At 49.4% G+C, this 20,387-nt stretch carries 14 protein-coding genes and 1 pseudogene; 7 read left to right on the forward strand and 8 right to left on the reverse strand.

All coding sequences use genetic code 11. The annotated features are described in order from the left end of the window. Nucleotides 1-84 precede the first annotated feature (84 nt). Nucleotides 85-3,779, forward strand: a pseudogene (locus ASL14_RS01920) (non-ribosomal peptide synthetase family protein). A gap of 116 nt (nucleotides 3,780-3,895) precedes the next feature. Beyond that, nucleotides 3,896-4,894, forward strand: a complete 999-nt coding sequence (locus ASL14_RS01925) for a polysaccharide deacetylase family protein (RefSeq protein WP_134910242.1) — start codon at nucleotides 3,896-3,898, stop codon at nucleotides 4,892-4,894. Between the two features lie 89 nt (nucleotides 4,895-4,983). Here ASL14_RS01925 and ASL14_RS01930 read toward each other — a convergent pair whose 3' ends face one another. Next, a complete protein-coding gene (locus ASL14_RS01930) occupies nucleotides 4,984-5,604 on the reverse strand; it encodes a TraX family protein (RefSeq protein ID WP_134910243.1) in 621 nt (206 codons plus the stop codon). Nucleotides 5,605-5,639: 35 nt separating this feature from the next. Then, nucleotides 5,640-6,356, reverse strand: coding sequence for a CBS domain-containing protein (locus tag ASL14_RS01935; protein ID WP_134910244.1), 717 nt, complete (start codon nucleotides 6,354-6,356; stop codon nucleotides 5,640-5,642). Between the two features lie 184 nt (nucleotides 6,357-6,540). Between ASL14_RS01935 and fsa the strand changes: the two genes are divergently transcribed. From fsa to ASL14_RS01950, 3 genes are all read left to right on the forward strand, one after another. Further along, a complete protein-coding gene (gene fsa, locus ASL14_RS01940) occupies nucleotides 6,541-7,188 on the forward strand; it encodes a fructose-6-phosphate aldolase (protein WP_134910245.1) in 648 nt (215 codons plus the stop codon). A gap of 399 nt (nucleotides 7,189-7,587) precedes the next feature. Continuing rightward, nucleotides 7,588-8,043, forward strand: a complete 456-nt coding sequence (locus ASL14_RS01945; protein ID WP_134910246.1) for a MarR family winged helix-turn-helix transcriptional regulator — start codon at nucleotides 7,588-7,590, stop codon at nucleotides 8,041-8,043. A 1-nt stretch (nucleotide 8,044) separates the two neighbouring features. Then, a complete protein-coding gene (locus ASL14_RS01950) occupies nucleotides 8,045-9,244 on the forward strand; it encodes an MFS transporter (RefSeq protein WP_134910247.1) in 1,200 nt (399 codons plus the stop codon). A gap of 71 nt (nucleotides 9,245-9,315) precedes the next feature. Here the strand turns inward: ASL14_RS01950 and ASL14_RS01955 are convergent, their stop codons facing one another. Both ASL14_RS01955 and ASL14_RS01960 read right to left on the reverse strand, forming a co-directional pair. Beyond that, nucleotides 9,316-10,626 (reverse strand): MFS transporter, encoded by a 1,311-nt coding sequence (locus ASL14_RS01955; protein ID WP_134910248.1) that lies wholly within the window; start codon nucleotides 10,624-10,626, stop codon nucleotides 9,316-9,318. Between the two features lie 90 nt (nucleotides 10,627-10,716). After that, nucleotides 10,717-12,432, reverse strand: a complete 1,716-nt coding sequence (locus tag ASL14_RS01960) for a methyl-accepting chemotaxis protein (protein ID WP_134910249.1) — start codon at nucleotides 12,430-12,432, stop codon at nucleotides 10,717-10,719. Nucleotides 12,433-12,650: 218 nt separating this feature from the next. Here ASL14_RS01960 and ASL14_RS01965 point away from each other — a divergent pair, with 218 nt between their 5' ends. Further along, complete coding sequence (locus ASL14_RS01965; protein ID WP_134910250.1) at nucleotides 12,651-13,601, forward strand: serine hydrolase domain-containing protein; 951 nt, start codon at nucleotides 12,651-12,653, stop codon at nucleotides 13,599-13,601. 119 nt (nucleotides 13,602-13,720) lie between these two features. On the opposite strand, the gene yicI is transcribed toward ASL14_RS01965, so the two are convergent. Continuing rightward, nucleotides 13,721-16,042 (reverse strand): alpha-xylosidase, encoded by a 2,322-nt coding sequence (gene yicI / locus ASL14_RS01970; RefSeq protein WP_134910251.1) that lies wholly within the window; start codon nucleotides 16,040-16,042, stop codon nucleotides 13,721-13,723. 182 nt (nucleotides 16,043-16,224) lie between these two features. Between yicI and ASL14_RS01975 the strand changes: the two genes are divergently transcribed. Next, nucleotides 16,225-17,154 (forward strand): AraC family transcriptional regulator, encoded by a 930-nt coding sequence (locus ASL14_RS01975; protein WP_134910252.1) that lies wholly within the window; start codon nucleotides 16,225-16,227, stop codon nucleotides 17,152-17,154. A gap of 192 nt (nucleotides 17,155-17,346) precedes the next feature. Here the strand turns inward: ASL14_RS01975 and ASL14_RS01980 are convergent, their stop codons facing one another. The 3 genes from ASL14_RS01980 to ASL14_RS01990 form a co-directional block, all read right to left on the reverse strand. Next, nucleotides 17,347-17,688 (reverse strand): darcynin family protein, encoded by a 342-nt coding sequence (locus ASL14_RS01980; RefSeq protein WP_044646952.1) that lies wholly within the window; start codon nucleotides 17,686-17,688, stop codon nucleotides 17,347-17,349. An 81-nt stretch (nucleotides 17,689-17,769) separates the two neighbouring features. Next, nucleotides 17,770-18,351, reverse strand: coding sequence for a Crp/Fnr family transcriptional regulator (locus ASL14_RS01985; RefSeq protein WP_134910253.1), 582 nt, complete (start codon nucleotides 18,349-18,351; stop codon nucleotides 17,770-17,772). Between the two features lie 154 nt (nucleotides 18,352-18,505). Next, on the reverse strand, nucleotides 18,506-20,347 hold the full coding sequence (locus ASL14_RS01990; RefSeq protein ID WP_134910254.1) for an adenine deaminase: 1,842 nt from the start codon (nucleotides 20,345-20,347) through the stop codon (nucleotides 18,506-18,508). Between the last annotated feature and the right edge of the window lie 40 nt (nucleotides 20,348-20,387).

Here is a 20,387-nt window from a genome sequence, read left to right on the forward strand (position 1 = left end):
TCCCTCCTATTCATGCATTTGACGGGATCGGAGGCATTTACTGACTTTAGCATCACGACATCATACGTTCAGGAGGTAAGCGTAATGGTTTTATTACTACAAAACAGTACACAAACAGCGCCATCCCCATTCCTGGTTCCTTTGGATTTTGCACGTCTGCAACGCAAACATACATACTCTACTTATCAGGTAGAGTTAGAACCAAGCATCTCGAAGCTGTTGCATCAGCAAACGTCAGCGGAAGAACAACATGCCATGCTTCTGTCAGTGTATGCAGCATGGCTGTATCGTCTGTCCGCAGAAGAAGGTATCTCCTTCTCTACTTTCGTGCCTCAATCCGGTATACTCACAGCTTCGCTAACGATGGAAAATAATACTAATTTTCACGAGCTGGCAGGCTTGTTTCAGGAAATGCTCCATAAGCCCCAGGCTTATCTGGCAGACCCGCAAGCGGATACCTCGTTCTCGGTAAATCTGCTGGTCAATGAAGATACAGAGCCTCGTATCATGGACTGGGTAATCCGTGAGAACAACGGCACTTACCAAATACAGATTCGGTATGATGAATCACTTCTTCTGGAAACAACGGTTGTTCGGTATACAGAATATTTTGAATTTCTTCTGCGTGGCGCACTCACCAACAGTCATGCCCTTATCAATTCGGTTGACATCTTATCCGAAGCAGATCGGGCAGCTCACGAGGACTTAAATAATACAGTTGTGAAGTATCCTGAGCATCAGACCATTCATGGAATGTTCGAGGAGGCCGCTTCGCAGTATCCGGATCGTCCGGCCATCGCTTCCCACGCCGGAGAATATACGTACCGTGAGCTTAATGAACGCGCCAATCAAGTTGCACGCGTGCTATTGTCTAAAGGTCTGGCAAAAGGCGAATTCGTGACCATTTTCATGGAGCGAAGCCTGGAAACCGTCATTTCCCTGCTTGGTATTCTGAAAGCCGGGGTGTATATGTGCCTGTCGATCCAGCTCATCCAGCCGACCGGAGCAGCTACATTGTAGAGGACACGCGTTCTCCCTTCGTCCTTACGACTTCTGCACTCGCCGGACAAGCGGCTGAACTATGCGGCTCCATTGAGACGGTCAAAGAAATTCTGGCCATTAACGGGCCTCTGGCAGGCTATGCCGCAAGCAATCCGAACGTTAACGTAGGTCCGGATGATCTCGCTTATGTCATCTATACGTCCGGCTCGACAGGCAAGCCGAAGGGTGCCCTGATTGCTCACCGGGGCGTCGTGAACCTGGGGGCTGTCGTACAGCGCGATTGCGATATTACACCTCAGGATGTATTGACTCAATTCGCCACCTATAGCTTTGATGCATCCGTTTGGGATACGATTGGAGCCTTGTTCTACGGAGCCAAGCTGTACCTGTTGTCCTCTGAAGAACGCGTGTCTGTTGAAGAATTCGCAGAAGCCATCGCACGCACAGGCACGACGATCATTACCATTTTGCCAACCGTGTTCTTTAATCAGCTATCTACGTATCTGTCAGACGAAGGCTACCGCAAATTAGCTAAGGTACGAATTGTCACCGTGGCAGGCGAAGCCCTGTACGGCTCACAAGTTCGAGCCTTCCAGAGCAAATTCGGTACAGATACAGACATCGTGAACGTGTATGGACCGACTGAATGCACCGTAGCAACGACGACCCACCGGGTGCGTGGTGCTGTGCCTGAGCACGTCGTGAACATCCCGATCGGCAAGCCGATTTATAACTACAAAGTCTATATCGTCAACGATGATAACAAGCTATGCCCGATTAACATTCCCGGTGAAGTATGCATTGCTACGCCGGCACTGGCTCATGGCTATCTCCATCAGCCGGAACGGACGGCACAATCGTTCGTGGACAACCCTTTTGTTCCGGGTGAAAAAATGTACCGCTCAGGCGATATCGCCAAGCTGCTGCCAGACGGTACGATTGAATACGTAAGCCGGAAGGATTCACAACTCAAAATCCGGGGCAACCGGATTGAAATTGGGGAGATTGAAGATCATTTTTCCAAGCATCCGGGCGTTCAGGACGTATCTGTCGTAGCTGTCAAGGATCACACGGATCAAAATATGCTGGTTGGCTATTACACAACTACGGACGGACAGTCCATTCCGCAAGACGTAATACAGTCTTATATTGCGGGCAAGCTGCCTTCCTATTTTGTACCGAGCCATGTCGTTCATCTGGAAGCTATGCCGATTTCACCGACGGGCAAGATTGACCGCAAAAAGCTGGCCCTGCTGCCGCTTCCCGAGGCGTCCGACAGCTCCTACGGCGGGGAACCTCTCCGTGAAGGAACTGAAACGCTTATTGCCGAAGCCTGGACACAGGTACTTGGCAAAACAAACATCGGCGCAACAGATGACTTCTTCCTGATCGGCGGCGACTCCCTTCGTGTCATTCATGTGCTGGCTATTTTAAAGCCGAGTTATGGTGCGTTACGTATTGGAGACTTTTTCCGCTACAAAACCGTTCGTGAGCTTGCCGAATACGTGGAACAACTGGGTACGGAACAAACACCGCAACGCAAAACGATAGCAGTTACACAAGAAAAAACAGACCTGAATGAGCATCCTATCGAGCTGTCAGGCACTGCGGATGTAGCTGAATTGCGCGACATGAATGTTGTGTTATTGACCGGGGCTACAGGTTATCTCGGTTCGCATATTCTCTATGACCTGCTTCAACGGACGGAAGCCAAAGTGTATGCCATGGTACGCCCTTCTCAGGACGGTCCATCCGGCATCGAACGCATTCAGTCCGTATTGACAGGATATTTTGGACCAGACGTTTCCAGCCTGATCGAAGGACGGGTCAAAGCGGTGTACGGTGATCTGGAGCAGACGGACCTTGGCCTCTCTGACGTTGACCGCCATATGCTGGAGCATCAAATTGACGGTATTATTCACAGCGCCGCTGACGTTCGCCATTTTGGTGATTCGGCTGCCTTTGACCGTACGAATGTAACCGGAACGCTGGAGCTGCTGAAAATTGCTCAGGCCAAACCGGGAGTATCTTTTCATCATGTCTCAACCATGGGCATACCGGAGGATCTGGCGAATGAAGGGCAATGGGAATCCGTATTGGAGCTGTCCTCCTTCCCTGACGAGCTACAGGTGGACAACCTGTACACGAACAGTAAGCTCGCAGCGGAAAAGCTGATGTTCCAGGCGGCCCAGTCGGGTACACCTATCTCTATCTATCGTGCAGGCAATCTGACGGCCCATTCGGCTAACGGACGCTTCCAGCGCAATATTGATAGTAACGCCTACTACCGGATGATAAAGGCGATGCTGCTGCTGGGCAAAGCGCCACAGGCTGATTGGCATACGGACTTCACACCAATTGACTATGCGAGCCGCGCTATTGTAGAGCTATCCGTGCATCAAAAAAGCGCGAACCGCATTTTCCATATTTGCAATCCGAACCCGCTGCCGTATGATGAGCTGATTGCTATGGTCAACCAGCTTGGATACGCAGTAGACACGATGCCTTTTGACGATTACAGCGCTTGGCTGCTGAACCCGTCTTCCGGCATTCAGGAGGATGCGTTGCACCTCGCTATGGGCCAACTGGAGGGAGACGGGGCCAAGGATTCGGCTTACCGATACGGCTGCCCTGTGACTGCCGCTCTACTGGATCAGGCTGGTGTGCAATGCCCGACAACCGATCTGGAGTTTATTCAAAATATGATCCAGCATGCGGTTGAGATCGGTTATTTCCCTGCCGCATCGTCGGTATCGACAAAAGCAACACAGAGGTAACAAAGTTGTGATATTTCCTCCGTGTGTATTAGGTATGATAGACTAGATTTTGCTAGTAGATATCTGGTTTACATATCTGCACTTTTAGAATTTTTGCATGCGGGGGATGTCATCACATGAAACACGTCATATTCAAAAGAACGATGCTGATTATGAGCATGGTAGCTATTTTAGGGATTTTGGTGTACGAAGCACGCGCCATCTACCATCCACCCGTTGTTAAAGGGACTCACCGTACACGTACGGCTAATGCAGATCGGCTGGTACGACATTTATTCTCTCTGACGCCAACGCCTGATAAAGTATATTACCAAAACAAAGTCATTGTTCTGATGTACCATGAGGTAACCAAAACGCCACCCGATCCCGGCGCTCTCAAGCTCAGCAATTTGACAAAGCAACTGGATGAAATGAAAGCTAATGGCTTCCACTGGATCACGATGAAAGAGTATACGGACTTTATTCTGCATAAAGCCAAGGTGCCCGATAATGCTGTACTCATGACCTTCGACGACGGCTATGAATCTTTTTATACAGACACCTTTCCCGTGTTGAAAAAGTACCGTGTACCGGCAACCAATTTTCTCATCACATCCACGATCAGTAATCCCAAACACATCGGTATTCCGAAGCTGACCTGGGAACAAATCCAGCATATGCATTCTGAAGGTGTTGATTTTTACAATCATACCAATGACCAGCATGCGTATGGATACACAAATGTAGCACGCACCAAGGAAAAACCGCTTCTCATGGGTCCGGTATATTCGAAAAAGCTGGGGCGTATGGAAACCGAGGACGAATTTAAACAGCGGGTTTACAACGATTTGGACACTGCCGACAAGAAGCTGTTCAAGCATCTTCATAATGATCGCAACGTCCTTGCCTTTCCGTATGGAGGATATACCAAGGAAACGCTGGAAATTTGCCGCGCCTTGGGTATTGACGTTACCTTCACGGTGAAGCGTGGCATTAACTCACCTGGACAAACGAATGGCTATCGTGTTAATGCAGGCGGAATACACAATATTCCGGAAGTATTGGTGCAGTACATGAAGGAAGGCGCTCCAGAGCGGCCATTGCCTTTTGCCCAAGGTCCTAACAAAGCGTCCTGAACTTTGGTATAACAAAGAACCTTTGAAACCATGTATTTCGTGGTTTCAAAGGTTCTTTTGCTAATTTTGAGAATGATTATGGGCTTATTTCAGGGCCAGAGGCGAACGACTGCAATAACAGCCAGATGCACCGGATAAAAGCTGCGCCACAACCAGCGCGGCACCCGTTTATAAAAGCCGCTCTCCCCGGATGCAAAGCATGCGATAAGAATGGTAGATAGCAGACTAAAATGCTGGAGATTCGCGTGATGCACCATGTCATATACGACGTTCAGCGCAAAATGCGCCGCAACCATCATATACGAACGGGTGTAGCGATAAATGAGGATAAGCAGCAACCCGTAGGCTCCGTAATCCATCAGGGTAAGCTCCATGACCAGTGCTGTCAGCACATACCAGCCTGCCACAGCCGCTCCATTTTTCAGACGGGACGCGGCGGTCAGTGCCAGCAGCGAGGTCAACAGTGTCCAGACCACGTTCGGCCTGTACACATCGAACGCCAGCATATAGGGCACCTGAGAAATCAGGGCGATACCGAGCAAGCGGAGCATATAGCTTCGCATATTCCGGGTGCGGGCATACCCCATATACAGCGCATACGCATAGATTGGAAAAGCAAGCCTGCCGGCAATTCTCCAGGCCGGATCAGTCGGGAAAAATACGAGTCCGATATGATCAATCAGCATGGTCAGCATGGCCAACCAGTACATATAAAGCCCCCTTTTTTCTTGTTCTACATCTTCTTTTACGTCTTCTCTTCCGTCAAGCTCAAAATAGCGTTCATAATGTCCGTTTTGGTAACCCGCCCCACCAATCCAATGGCTTGAATGGAGGAGGTCTCCATACACTGCTCGTCCATGACCGGAAGGCAATTGACCTGATGACGAACGAGCCTGGATATCGCCTCCAGCAGAGAATCACCCGGAGTAAGTGTCGTCATTTGTGCCCGTCGCGTCATCGCCATCGTTACCGGAACGGCGTGAAGATCGGTATGTCCCAGCGTCACCTTCAGCAGATCCTTGCGGGTAACAATTCCGATCAGCTCCTGATCCTCTCCCATGACCATCAACGTACCCGTATTTTGCTGAAACAACATTAGTACCGCATCGTAAGCCGTAGCGTCACCGGAAATCAAAATCGGATCACTGAGCACATCAGCCACGGTCAGCTTTTTAAGCATGGTGCCGATATGACTTTCATATTTAGGATAACGCCCTGGCAAATATCCCACCTTGGGCTTGGCGTCTACCAGACCGAGCATGACGAGCAAAGCAAGATCGGAACGGAGGGTCGGTCTCGTCAGCCCCAACTCCTCAGCGATTTTATCCCCTGTAACAGGCGCCTGGCGCTGGACAATATCAACAATTTCCCGCTGTCTTTCAGACAGTTGAATAATGATTACCTCCTTATAGAATGGGGTAGTATACATTATAGATGAGCCTAGATCGGTAAATTTCCGCATTTTCCGACAATTCATCAAATTTTAATCAAAGACCGCTTGTTTTCAATTTTAAAATGTGTCACAATTAAGTATGTAATACATACTAATTATAAGTTTAACGTGTGCAATATGCTACCTTTTATTAGCTGATGTGCATGGTGTGTGATATGTATTATGAATTATAAAACCCTGAGGAGGAAATCAAATGAAATTTTTCTTGGATACTGGTAACATTGAAGAAATCAAACGTATTGAACGTTTGGGTCTGGTTGATGGTGTAACAACGAACCCTTCGCTGATCGCTAAGGAAGGTCGGGTGTTCAAGGAAGTCATTCAGGAGATTTGCGGTATCGTTGAGGGCCCCGTAAGTGCTGAGGTCATTGGCTTGAAAGCCGAGGATATGCTCAAGGAAGCTTATGAGATTGCCAAATGGGCTCCAAACGTTGTTATTAAGCTGCCTATGACTGAAGACGGTTTGTATGCTTGTAACGAGCTGACCAAGAACGGGATTAAAACGAACGTAACGCTGATTTTCTCCGCGGCTCAAGGTTTGATGGCTGCCAAAGCTGGCGCTACTTTTATCAGCCCGTTCGTAGGACGTCTGGATGATATCGCCGTTGATGGCATGAAGCTGATTCGTGACCTGAGACAGATTTTGGACATTTATGATCTGAAAGCCGAAATCATTGCAGCCTCCATCCGTAACATCAAGCATGTGGAAGATGCTGCTCTGTCTGGTGCGCATATTGCCACCATTCCTGGCTCCCTGCTCCCTTCCCTGTGGAAACACCCGTTGACTGACAGCGGTATTGAACGCTTCCTGAAGGACTGGGAAACTGTACCTAAAGCCTAATTCGCCCGAAATGGCAAAACTATATTGCTTTAAACCCGAACAGCCCGTATATTGCGGGCTGTTTTTTGCCTCCGCATCATTTTCTCTCCATATCTCGAAAGTCTGCCAAAGGGCGCGTCAAGTTTCTCCAGTGTTCAGGCAAATCCTCACCATGATCCACGTAAACCGATTTCAGATAGCTAGACATATGGTTAACCCGATCCTCTACCAGTACCTCTCGTATGTCGGATGGCTTGACAGCGCCTCCCTAAATTGCTCCTGCGTAATTGCGGCTGCTATCTTGGTTCAGGAATCGGCAGATGAGCATTTATAGACAACTTTTTTTGACAAAACAACTTGTTTTACATATAATTGTTTTAACAATTAATTTATGTACGGAAAACAGAAAGGAAGCTACTCATGAATAACTTGCCCCCGGATTGTTCCATCGGCATGCTGCTCGGCATTACCCACCGTAAGATGAGTCAGCAGCTTATGCAGCGCCTTAAACCTTTTGATATTTCCCCTGAGCAATGGTCGGTGCTGTATCAAATTTATCAGGCCGAGGGCCTAAATCAGAAAGAAATTGCGGCCAAGGCCGTCAAGGACCAGCCGACTACGACCCGAATTATTGATTTGTTGGACAAGAAGGGTTGGGTTCGCCGTGTGAATAGTCCACAGGATCGTCGGGCTTATTTGCTTCATTTGACCGAAGCAGGCCGACAACTCGTAGAGAAAACTCTTCCTATCGAACGTGACGCCAACCATGATTTTGTAAAAGGAATTACCTTTGCTGATATAGAGCAATTCCGCCAGACGCTTTTACACATTCACGCTAACATGACCGAATCAGAGAAACAAGGAGAGACCGACTAACATGCAACAAGGCAAGCAACCTCTTTGGACCAAGGAATTTATCGTTTTAACGGTATCCAATCTATTTTTATTTCTCGAATTACAGATGATCCTGTCTTCCATTCCTTCGTATGTGAAGAATACATTCCACGCCAGCTCCGTCCAGATCAGCCTCGTTACGACGCTGTTCGCATTAAGCGCGATTGCGGCCCGGCTTTTTTCAGCCCGTATGCTGGAAAAAGGACATCGCAGCACCCTGATTTTCATCGGTCTGCTGTTCGCGTTGGCGGGCACGCTTGGATATAGCGTTTCACCGACAATTACGGTACTGCTTCTCATGCGCATGCTGTTCGGGATTGGCTTCGGTATGAGCAGTACCGCATTTCCGACAATGGCCTCAGATGTCATTCCCGCCAAGCGCCTCGGTGAAGGAATGGGGTATTTCAGCCTGTCCACCAGCCTGGCGATGTCTATTGGCCCAACTATCGGTATTTCAATGCTGCAATACGGCAGCTTTAATCTGCTGGTATATACGACATCAGTTGTCATTGTCGTTATTTTCCCGCTGGCCTACTGGCTGATTCGTACACTGCCGAAAGGACATGTTGAGCCGCCGATGGTTCCTTTGGAAGAAGGACGAAAACCGGCATTTAACCGCAAGCTCTGGATTCCAGCCTTGCTGAACATGCTTATGTCCATTACGTACGGCGGATTGCTCGGCTTTATGGCGCTTTACGGGGATGAAGCGAATCTGTCGCACCCGGCTTATTTTTTCCTGTTTAATGCGCTGTCCGTCCTGATCGTACGTCCCTTCTCGGGTCGTATCTATGACAAAAAAGGAGCAAAAGCGTTGCTCATCCCCGGTGCCCTGTTCCTGATTGGCGGTCTTATCCTGCTTTCCTACGCACATAGTGACGCCTTCATGTATCTGTCCGCTCTTTGCTATGGTATCGGTTTTGGTGTCATGCAGCCGACCTTGCAAACGTGGATGATTCAGGTTGTGTCGCCCAAGCAGCGGGGCATGGCAAACGGTATGTTTCTGAATTCCCTCGATTTCGGGGTAGCTGCCGGTGCCCTTATTCTTGGTATTATCGCCAAAGCCAGCGATTATGCGTGGATGTATCGCCTTTCCTCGCTGTTTATTGTATTGTTCCTGCTCATCTATATTATTCAGATCGCTGTAGGTCGCAAGCCCAAGACACGTGTCCCTGTCGAGGGGTAAGCATATTTCAAAAAAGAGCACCCAACACCATGGCTTCATGGAATCGGGTGCTCTTTGGTTTTAGATCGCTCTTACTTTGCCGGGGTTTTGCGTCTCAATTTGGAAGAAAGCGGCTTTTTTCGTGATATATCTGACTGCCCCCCGGACACATTCATGCGTTCACCGGATTTTTCGTCTGAGGGTTCATCTTGCTTCGGTTTAACCGCAAACAGCATGAGCAGAGCCGCAATTCCGCCCACTCCGGCCATCACGCCAAAGAGCAGACCATGCCCACTGCTTCCGATCAGCAAGGATACAACCGGAGGACCTAGCGATACCCCGACAAAGCGCATACTGCTGTACAGGCTGGTAATCGTTCCGCGCTCCTCTTTTTCAATCCCTTTCGTAATCAGGGCATCCAAACAAGGCAGTGCCAGTCCAATTCCGGCTCCCCCCAATGTAAACAGTCCGATCACCGCATAAATATGTTGAAAAAATCCGAGAATGCCCAAGCTGATCGTCAACACGGCCAACCCGCCAAAACCGATCCATTTCATCCGTTTTTTGTGCTTACCGATGATCTTTCCTCCAATATAAGAGCACAGACAGAGAGAAACCAGCGGAATCGCCAGCACGAAACCCTTCCAGACTCCACGAAGGTTGTAACGACTTTCCAGTATGTCAGATAAGTAGAACAGGACGCCAAAAATGACAAACATACAAATGCCACCCACGGCGAAAATAGCATATAGCCAGCGTCCTTTTTCGGCAAGCACCTGCTTCACATTTCCCACAAACTCCCGAAACGTAACCGGTTGGTTCTTACGTTTGGGCGCATGAATCAGCCAAAGCACCAAAATGAGTGAAATCAGACAGAGGCCCGGAATCACCGCCAATGGCAAAAACCAAAGGACTGCTCCCAATGCCGCACCAAGGATCGGACTTAGCACTTTGCCGAAGGTATTGTACGTCTCAACTACACCCAGATTTTTGCTGGCTTCTTCCTCGTTCTCATACAAATCCCCCACGAGCGGAATGACAATGGGAAAAGCACCCGCTGCTCCGACCCCCTGTAGCAACCGTCCCCCAATAATGGTCCAGTACGCTGCCTGATCATGAAGCAGCCATGCCCCCACCGCAGAAATTCCCCCGCCAATCACCGTGAGGATCAAGCAGGGCACAATCACGGCCTTGCGACCAAATCGGTCGGAGAGATATCCCGCTATTGGAATCAGCAAAATGGCAACAACTGCATATACCGTAATCAACATGCTAACGCGAAAGGAACTGACATGTAGCTTGCGTCCGATTTCCGGCAAAACAGGAATCAGCATGGAATTGCCTAGCGTCATCATCAGCGGGATGGAACCTAATGCAAGCAGATTCCCTTTATTTTGTTGCATCCCGTTACCACCTTTGCAAAAGTAATAACACAACTGTCCAAAATGATTCAACAGGTGTTATTGTGTTTACATTGGTGCGGATTTATACAGCTATACCTTAAATCCTCCAACCCTTGCATTCAGCAATTTCGACATTTCTGCCAGCGTATGAATGGATGACGCGATATCCTCCATGGAAGCCAACTGCTCCTCAGCGGCTGCACTGACGCTCTGGGTTCCGCCTGCCGACTGTTCGGCTACTTCACGGATACGCTCTACGGCCTCCACCATCTGTCCCGATCCGGTAGACATCTGTCCCACAGAGCGATGTACACTGTGTATCTGTTCGCTAACCTGCTGAATGGAGCCGCCAATCTGACGAAATGCCGTTTCAGCCGATTCCATAATCTTCACGCCTGATTGAACTTCAACCGTTCCGGCTTGCATCGTTGATGCTACATGACCAACATGGTCCTGAATATGCTGCACAAATTGTGTAATTTCCGCTGCTGAAACGGATACCTGATCAGACAGCCTTCTTACCTCAGATGCTACGACAGCAAATCCCCTGCCCTGTTCTCCTGCTCTGGCGGCTTCAATCGAAGCATTAAGCGCCAGCATTCCTGTTTGCTTGGCAATACCGGTAATGACGGAACCGATCATTCCAATCTGTTCAGCCTGTTCACTGAGCAGACGTACAGCACGAGCAGAGCTATCTACACTTTCGCTGACCTTTTCCATCTGCCGCATCGCTTGACCGATGGATTGCTCCCCTGCTTGCGCATCTCTGGCAGCCGTATCAGACAGCTCATATACCTGCTGGCTCGTCACCGCAATATGGTTGAGTCCGTCAGCAAGCTCCTTCACTGTATCGGTGGTGCTTGTAATATCATCGACCTGGTGCTCCATACCAGTAGCAAGCTCTTCCATCACACCGGAAGTATGACGATTGGCCTGATTCATTTCTTCAGTGCTCAGGCTTACCCGCTCGGCGGTCACAGATAACGTACGGGCTGTATCCTGAGCATCCACAATAATATTGCGAAAGCCCGCGATCAGCTTGTTGTACGAGCTGGCAATCATGCCAATTTCGTCTTTGGATGTAATATCGAGGCGGCTACGCAAATCTCCCCCGCCCTCCGACATCTCCAGCAATTGTTCATTCATGTGATGCAGCGGCCGGATCGAACGAATCAAAATAACCGATTGTGCAATACTGTAAATGATGATCAGACAGCCCACAATACTCGTTATCCAGGTTGTGTTCGTCATGGTTTGGTGCGCGTGCTGTATTTTCGCCTTTACCATGTCCTCCTGAGCCTTGACGAACGCCATCATCTTCACATCAAGCTGCTTTCGTTGAACTCGTTCATTTTCAAACACATCGAGTAAATCCGAAAATGGCGGAAACATGTCCTTAGTACTCCGGTAACCCGCTGTATTCAATAAGCCATGGACATGGTTAAAATAGGCATTGATTCCCGTCTTCAGGTCATCCATCTTTTTGTTCATATCCCCATTACTCGTATCGACCAAAGCTTCGGTTTCCCGTAGCAGCTTTTCGATTTCGCTCTGCTTATTTTCGATCTCTTTACCATACTGTTCGTCCCGGGTTAGCAAATATCCACGCTCGTCATTAGATATTCCGTTCAATAAAAATTGAAGAGATTTTGAATTATATACAATGGTCTCCTCACGATTCACAATATCCCTATACTCGTTCTCATTGTGCACACTCAGAATGTAGTTTGTCAGCAGCATGGCTGCAATGACACCCGGAATAAGCAGTGCACTAAGAATCATTTTGGCCTTGATTGTTAAATTCATGAATCGATCCCCCAGTTATGTCTGAATAAAATGTCCAACTTACTATATATCGTTTAATTTAGAGAAGTTTTTGAACGAAACGAGAATAGTGTATAGATTTCTCAATGTATTTGTGACAATATTGTGAACCAAAAAAACCACCTTCATTGTCTTAAGAAGCGGTTTGAAAATGATATACTTATTTTTTTATGTAGTATAAATGTCAAGGAGGGACTTACTTGAGTAGTTTGGAACTTACACCGCTTGTCCGTGGGCTGAAGGAGCTGGAAATTCGTAGCTGCCTGATCGTTCAGCAAGGGAACATAATGCTGGAATACTACCGTGAACCTCAATTCACGAATGAACTCTATAAAATAAACTCCTGCACCAAAAGCGTGATTGCCGCACTAGTCAGCATCGCAATGGATCAGCAAATCGTACCACAGCCGGACACGCCTATCCTTAATTTTTTTCCCCAGATTGCCGAGGACAGCGATACGCGAAAGCGTGATATTACGATTAAACATCTGTTAACGATGTCCGCTGGCTTTAACTGGACTGAATTTGGCGGGCAAAATTCATTTCCGACGATGAGCCGAACATCAGACTGGGTACAATTTGTGCTGTCACAGCCGCTGGCTGATATACCAGGTACACGAATGGAGTACAACTCCGGCTGCTCCCAGCTTTTGGCTACCATTTTGCGTTATGCTTCTGGACAAGCGGTAGCTGAATTTGCCGAGCAACAGTTATTCCAACCGCTGGGTATCGAAAACTACCATTGGGAAACCGATCCGCAAGGCACTCATACAGGAGGCTTTGGACTGCGTCTCAAACCCATGGATATGCTTCAATTTGGACTGCTCTACCTGAACGAAGGAAGCTGTGAAGGCCATCAGCTCATAAAAGCTGAGACCGTCCGGCACTCCACCCGTGCGCTCCTTCCCGCGGCCAAGCCACAAAAAGCCTTTTACGGCTGGCACTGGTGGGCTTCTTCCTTTTCAGACGCAACGGAGAAAAGCATTGAAACGGACTATTATTACGCGCTCGGCTTTGGCGGTCAATATATTGTTGTCGTCCCGTCTTATGACATGGTGGTGGTCGTTACTGCTGACAAGTTCAAAAAGAAACGGACTCCTGTGGATATATTCAGGCAGTACGTTGTTCCGATGCTTCTCCAGCAAGGATAACCAGCAATTCCAAAGCAAAAAAAAAGGGCCTGCCCGTTGAATCAGGCAAGCCTCTTTTTGCAATACAATCGTTATACAACAAAATAGCGAATTTTATTTGTGAGCGAGAGTGACATAACCTATCCCAAATGAATGGTAAGCTCCTGTTGTCCGCTTGAGGCTGGTGTAATGGTCACACCCTGCTCTCCCGCTTGACTACTGCCATCCTCGACTTTAGCCTCGTGAATCCCTCGCAGTACCAGTGACCATGGTTTAACCGCACCCTCAGCCTTCACTGTAATCACAGAATCCTTGCGACTGGCTGTAAAGGTCAGCTCTTTTTCACCTGATGTGTTCACAATAACCGTCCGAGCCTGTTGGCCTTCGCCCAGCTCAAACAGGTGGAAAGCCACTTGATCTGCATAATCGTAATCCGGACGGCTGTCCTCATGACCAATCGCCAGCAGCGTGTTCGGCTTCACCAGCACGGGCAAGGTTGTAAAATCGTGATGCTCGTTAACCCAGCGCCCCCCTGTTACCGTGTCATTCGTCAACAAATTCGTCCATTGGCCCTCCGGTACATAATACTGCACATTGCCTTCTTTATTCAAGATCGGGGCTACCAAAATAGAATCGCCCAGCATGTATTGCAGATCCAGCGTTGCACAAGTCGGGTCCTGCGGGAATTCCAATACCATAGCCCGCATCATTGGCAGACCCTTTACCGAGGACTCCACAGCGGACGGGTACAGATACGGCATCAGCGAGCATTTGAGCTTTGTAAAGCTGCGTACCACATCCACCGACTCTTCATCGAACAGCCAAGGTACGCGGTACGATTCATTTCCGTGCAGACGGCTGTGGGAGGACAGAAGTCCAAATTGTACCCACCGTTTGTACACGTCCGGCGCTGCTGTTAATTCGAAGCCGCTAATGTCATGACTCCAGAAGCCAAAGCCGCTCAAACCGAGCGATAAGCCGCCCCGCAGCGATTCCGCCATCGACTCATATGTCGACGAGCAGTCGCCGCCCCAGTGAACCGGGAACTGCTGTCCCCCGGCTGTGGCAGAACGTGCGAACAAGGCCGCTTCATTTTTACCCAGCTTTTCCTCCAGCACGTCAAATACAGCTTTGTTGTACAGATGCGTGTAATAATTGTGCATTTTCACCGGGTCAGAGCCGTCATAATACACCACATTCGTAGGAATCCGCTCGCCGAAATCCGTTTTAAAGCAATCCACGCCCTGATCCACCAGTACCTTCAACTTTTCCTGATACCAGGTCACCGCAGCCGGATTCGTAAAATCAACCAGCCCCATACCTGCCTGCCACATGTCCCATTGCCACACGCCGCCATCTACGGTTTTGACCAGATATCCGTTCTCCATGCCTTCATCGAACAAGATGGATTTTTCCGCAATATACGGGTTAATCCATGCACAAATTTTGAGTCCCTTCGCTTTCAAACGCTGTAGCATGCCTTCCGGGTCCGGGAACATATCTTGATCCCATTGGAAATCGCACCATTGGTATTCCTTCATCCAGAAGCAGTCAAAATGGAATACCGAGAGCGGCAAATCACGCTCTGCCATCCCATCTACAAAATGATTCACCGTCGCTTCATCATAATCGGTCGTAAACGAGGTGGTCAGCCACAAACCAAAGGTCCAGGCTGGTGGCAACGACGGCTTGCCCGTCAGCTTGGTGTAATTGTCCAGCACCTCTTTAGGATTGGCTCCGCCAATAATAAAATACTCTAACGATTCGCCGGAGACGCTAAACTGCACCTTCGAGACATTTTCCGATGCAATTTCATACGATACCTTTTCCGGATGATTGACGAACACACCATAGCCTTTATTAGACAGGTAAAAGGGAATGTTTTTGTACGCCTGCTCACTGCTGGTGCCGCCGTCCTCATTCCAGATATCGACCACCTGCCCATTTTTCACAAACGGAGTGAAGCGTTCCCCGAGGCCGTATATGTACTCCCCGATTCCCAGCTCCAGTTGCTCCCGGAAAAAAGGCTGATCCTGCGGGTCTGTAATGTATCCAGGCCCACGATGCCCGCTACCCGTGATTTTACGATCCTCCACATAAAAGCCTACGTCCCAGCTCTTTCCACGGCCGACCCGCACACTCAGATCGCCGCTTTGGAGCACCGCTGCGTCCTCACCTACCGTAATGTTCACCTCGGTCGGCAAGGTATGAATTTCAAAATCCGGTCCATGATGTACCCGTCCCTTGTGGTGATTGAAGCGTACCCGAATGACATTCGGCATCGGCGAGCTATAGGTCGCTTTCAGTAACGCCCCGTTCAGGGTGTCTCCTTTATGCTCGATCCGGTGAGTTGCTGCATATACCGTCATGGAAGCATCGTCCGTCACAATATCACGGATTTCCGCAGGGTTTTGTATTTCATAGCCCTTGCGGACCATCCAATAGCCATCTGTAAATTTCATCTGTTTATTTCCTCCGTTTCGATCTATATATTGGTGAACCCAAATTGCTTGTTGGATTTTTTCGAAATCCTTACTATAATAATATTGATTTATGTAAGGGTTTACTTCTTTTATTTTGACGTATTGTATCAATATTTTGATATTTTCTATACTAAACAGGCATCTGGAAGGGAGTGCAGGAAATGAATCGGGAAATGCTGCGGGAAAACCGTATTCATGGCAATCCCATGTATCCGGTCAGCGTGTATCCGGGCGTGGAACAGTTGAATGGAAATTGTGTACTGGAGTGTCATTGGCATGAGGAAATGGAGTTTATTGTTGTGGAGCGGGGCAGCGCGGTATTTCAGACGGATATGGCCTACACTGAGGTCAGCGAAGGTGAAGCCCTTTTTGTAAATAGCGGGGAACTTCACGCCGGGTATTTGAAACGAGACCCTGACTGCGTATTCTCTGCCGTGGTGTTTCATCCAGATCTGCTGCTCAGCCGGACACAGGATGCGGTGCAGGAGCAGTTCATCGACCCTTTTTTCAGCAAAAAGCTGGTCGCTCCCCCTCACATTCGCGGAGTCCTGCCCTGGGAACAGGAGGTGCTGACCGCGCTGCGCCGCATCATCACCAGCCATGAACAGAATGCACCTGCCCGTGAACTGGCGACCAAGGCACAGCTCTATAGCATCATCGCCAGCATGTATCCACATATGACCCCGGCTAATGGAGAGAACGTGATTATGGCAGGTCAACGCAGCAAGGTTGAACGGATCAAACAAGCGTTGGCGTACATCAACAATCATGCTCATGAGCCTATTCGTTTGCGGGATATCGCCGATGAGATCCGTATGAGCGAGGGCCATTTTTGCCGTTTCTTCAAGCAGATGGTACAAAAAAGCCCGGTCGAATACATCAATTACCACCGGGTTCAGAAGGCTTGCCGACTGCTGGAGCAAAGTGACCGCAAGGTGGTCGATATTGCGCTGGAGGTTGGCTTTGATAATCTGAGCTATTTTATCGCAACCTTTAAAAAATGGAACGGCATGACCCCTTCGCAATTCCGTAAACAGCACGAAGCCGAACAGATGCTTGCAGCAGCCCCTTTTGTCACAGATTTGAGCTGAATGATGGCAAAAAGTAAAAGGCGAATCCTATATGCAACAGCCCAGGAATTCGCCTTTAATTAATCGTATATATGCTGAACCAAAAATTACATGTTGCGCCACTGCACAGACGGATGGTGCTTCCCACCGCTTGTACAGCATCATTCCATCTACTCCGTTTTCCGAGTTAATTTATCGGGTTCAGCTTATATTTCACTTTTTCATCTGTAGTATTTCTGACTCGTATGACTGAAAGGCATTTTCCATCCCCATGACCACATTTTTAATCTTCATATATCCCTTGGTGTACGGCTCCGAGTCGCGAATTTCTTCCCACATATAGTGATACTGTTTCATATCCTCCGTTTCGCATACGACGAAATCGGTGTAATCCTTGCCGGGAAGCGCCTCTGCATCAAAAAAACGAACTTGAACATGCTCGCTATATTTTTGAATGCTCTCCTGCAAGGATGCCGCATATTTTCGACGCTCTTCCCGAGGCAAAGCCAGCCAGGAAGGATAAAATTCCAACAAAACAATCATCATATATCGCATATGCCTATCTCCTTTTTTATGAAGCTCGAATGGACTAACATGATTGTACTCTGCTTGTCCCCCAAGCTGCATTAACCTATGTTAATGCGGATCGCTGCGGAGCAATCGGCTAAGCGAAACGGGGGATACACCGATGTACGAAGCGATATGATATTGGGCAATTCGTTTGTCCAATCCGGGGTATTTGAGAAGAAAGGCTTGGTAACGTTCCTTGGCGGAAAGATACAAGAGTTCGCGTTCCCGTTCCTCTTTTCGAATATATAGTCTCTCTACACTCTTGCGCACGAATCTTTCCCACATATGGCTTGTATCCATAAGCTCCTTCAGTACGTCATAGGGGATTTCAACGACTACCGAATCCTCCATAGCCTCAATGGTAAAGGTCGACGGTTGCCCTTGGACCATAGCCCCGTAAGAGGTTACATAATCATCTTCTGGCGAAAAGCCAACATTATACTCCCTGCCATCTGCCAAAGTGTAAAATAAACGGAATAATCCCTCTGAGCAAAAATAGGCATGATTTACGGGTACACCCGTTTCAATTAGATACGTTCCCTGCTGCACATGCTTCACACGAGTTCGTTCTACAAATCTCTTCCAATCCTGCTCTACAATCGAAGCTTGATAAGCTATCTTCTTTAATGAACGATAATACTGATGCATATGCTCATTGCTCCCCGAATCCTGTATAGAAGGAAACCTTTTTGATATTTAATGCAGAAAACAGGGGCTATCCCTCCAGTCTTTACAGACCTTATGGGACACCCCCTTTCAAAAACACATATCGTAGCTACGCCCATATGGGCTAAGGATTCTATCAGGCTTCTGATGTATCCTCTTCTACGAACAGCGATACCTTGCGGATACCGTCCGCTCCGATCACGACAAGTCCCTGATCCGACAGGCGGATTTCGGGGATGACCACCAACGCCAGTAGCGACAGTGTCATCAGTGCGTTGTTCAGCACACAGCCGGATTGCTGAAGTGCCCGGCTGATGCTCTCGGACTGCGCAGCCACCTCTGCAAACGGCGCAGGAGACATCAGCCCGGCGATAGGCAGCGGGAAGCGTGTTTCGCCCGAGGCGGACACGACCACCACGCCGCCGCGCATAGCCACGGCCTGCTTCGCCGCCTGGATCATTAACTCGTCATCGTTGCCAATGACGAGCAGATTATGGCTGTCATGCGCCACAGTCATGGCAATGGCGGCAGGCTCAGTGAAACCGACGCCCGTCACGAGTGCCACGGCATGGCTGCCACTGCCATGATGCCGCTCGAAGACGGCTATTTTGCAAAGATCCTGCGCGGGATCTGCCGTGACCTCACCATTGCGGATCTGAACATTCATCCGCACTTCCTTCGTGTCCACGTGATTTTCCGTGACACGAATTACCCGTACAGGTACGTTCCCCTCTTGTACTGGAGCCGCAATGCGGAAATCAGCAGCACTCAGGTCACGTCCCAGACGAACCGTGTCCATCACTTCCGCAGGATAAACAAAGCCATCCCAATCGGCGACCATTTGGCCGTGCTCGGCCACCAACTGCCCCGCTGCAATCGTAGCGGTCACGTTCACTTCGGCCAGTCGGCCATCGAGCAAAATAATATCGGCAATCGCTCCCGGAATAATCGAGCCGATATCCCGCGCTACGCCGAAGCGCTCTGCCGTATTCAGCGTAGCCATCTGAAATGCGGTCACGGGCTTGACGCCCTGCGCAATGGCATGACGCACGACGAAGTCCATCTGTCCCTCATGGAGCAAGGATTCCGCGCTACGGTCATCCGTCACCAGCATCATGCGCCGGGTATCGAGACCCATTTCCGTGCTGGCGCGGATGGTCTCCGCCACATCATGCCATGCGGAGCCTTGCCGCATTTTGGCATACATGCCGAGCCGGATACGCTCGGCTACATCCTCGGGCGTGACACATTCGTGGTCGCCCGTAATCCCTGCGGCTGCATATACCGGCAGCCGCCAGTCGTCGGAGGCCCATGTAAAATGGCCATCCGCCACCTTGCCCGCGCGCAGCGTGGCCTGAATTTCCCCGATCATTACATCGTCTCCATAGACGACGCCCGGGAAATTCATGACTTCGCCCAGCCCGATCATGTCCGGGCCCCAGCGTAAGGCTTCCGCGACTTCCGCCGGGCCGAAGGAAGCCCCTGTCGTTTCCAGTTCCGGTCCTGTGGACGGAACACAAGAAGCCACCTGCATGTAGGCAGCCAGCGGTGTCGTGCGTGCTTCATCGAGCATCAGGCGAAGCCCTTTCAGACCAAGCACATTTGAAATCTCATGCGGGTCAAAAAATCCGCCCGTCACGCCTAGCGGCAGCACAGCTTTTGCAAATTCCGTTACGGTAAGCTGCGTGCTTTCGATGTGACAATGTCCGTCCAGTAATCCCGGTGCCATATAGCGGCCTTCCGCTTCAATGATCACGGTGTCTTCTCCGATAGTATGGCTAACGTCCCGACCGACGTATGCGATACGGGAGCCCTGCACAGCAATAGACATTCCCGGTAATAATTCGCCCGATACCACATTGACCAGCGTTCCTCCGCGGATAACCAGCGATGCCTTGCGCTCCCCTCTGGCTGTAGCTACCAGCTCGGGTACACAGTCCGCCAGCGGCGGGCGTTGAAATACACTCTTCATGTCCATTGCGTTTTGTTACCTCCGTTTATGCTTCTTACCTGTTTTT

It is taken from the genome of Paenibacillus sp. IHB B 3084 (assembly GCF_001447315.1).
GTDB lineage: Bacteria > Bacillota > Bacilli > Paenibacillales > Paenibacillaceae > Paenibacillus.

Coding starts and splice junctions, on each gene's coding strand:
- ASL14_RS01925 (WP_134910242.1), top strand. CDS start 3,896: ATGAAACACGTCATATTCAAAAGAACGATGCTGATTATGAGCATGGTA.
- ASL14_RS01930 (WP_134910243.1), bottom strand. CDS start 5,604: ATGTACTGGTTGGCCATGCTGACCATGCTGATTGATCATATCGGACTC.
- ASL14_RS01935 (WP_134910244.1), bottom strand. CDS start 6,356: ATGCGGAAATTTACCGATCTAGGCTCATCTATAATGTATACTACCCCA.
- fsa (WP_134910245.1), top strand. CDS start 6,541: ATGAAATTTTTCTTGGATACTGGTAACATTGAAGAAATCAAACGTATT.
- ASL14_RS01945 (WP_134910246.1), top strand. CDS start 7,588: ATGAATAACTTGCCCCCGGATTGTTCCATCGGCATGCTGCTCGGCATT.
- ASL14_RS01950 (WP_134910247.1), top strand. CDS start 8,045: ATGCAACAAGGCAAGCAACCTCTTTGGACCAAGGAATTTATCGTTTTA.
- ASL14_RS01955 (WP_134910248.1), bottom strand. CDS start 10,626: ATGCAACAAAATAAAGGGAATCTGCTTGCATTAGGTTCCATCCCGCTG.
- ASL14_RS01960 (WP_134910249.1), bottom strand. CDS start 12,432: ATGAATTTAACAATCAAGGCCAAAATGATTCTTAGTGCACTGCTTATT.
- yicI (WP_134910251.1), bottom strand. CDS start 16,042: ATGAAATTTACAGATGGCTATTGGATGGTCCGCAAGGGCTATGAAATA.
- ASL14_RS01975 (WP_134910252.1), top strand. CDS start 16,225: ATGAATCGGGAAATGCTGCGGGAAAACCGTATTCATGGCAATCCCATG.
- ASL14_RS01980 (WP_044646952.1), bottom strand. CDS start 17,688: ATGCGATATATGATGATTGTTTTGTTGGAATTTTATCCTTCCTGGCTG.
- ASL14_RS01985 (WP_134910253.1), bottom strand. CDS start 18,351: ATGCATCAGTATTATCGTTCATTAAAGAAGATAGCTTATCAAGCTTCG.
- ASL14_RS01990 (WP_134910254.1), bottom strand. CDS start 20,347: ATGGACATGAAGAGTGTATTTCAACGCCCGCCGCTGGCGGACTGTGTA.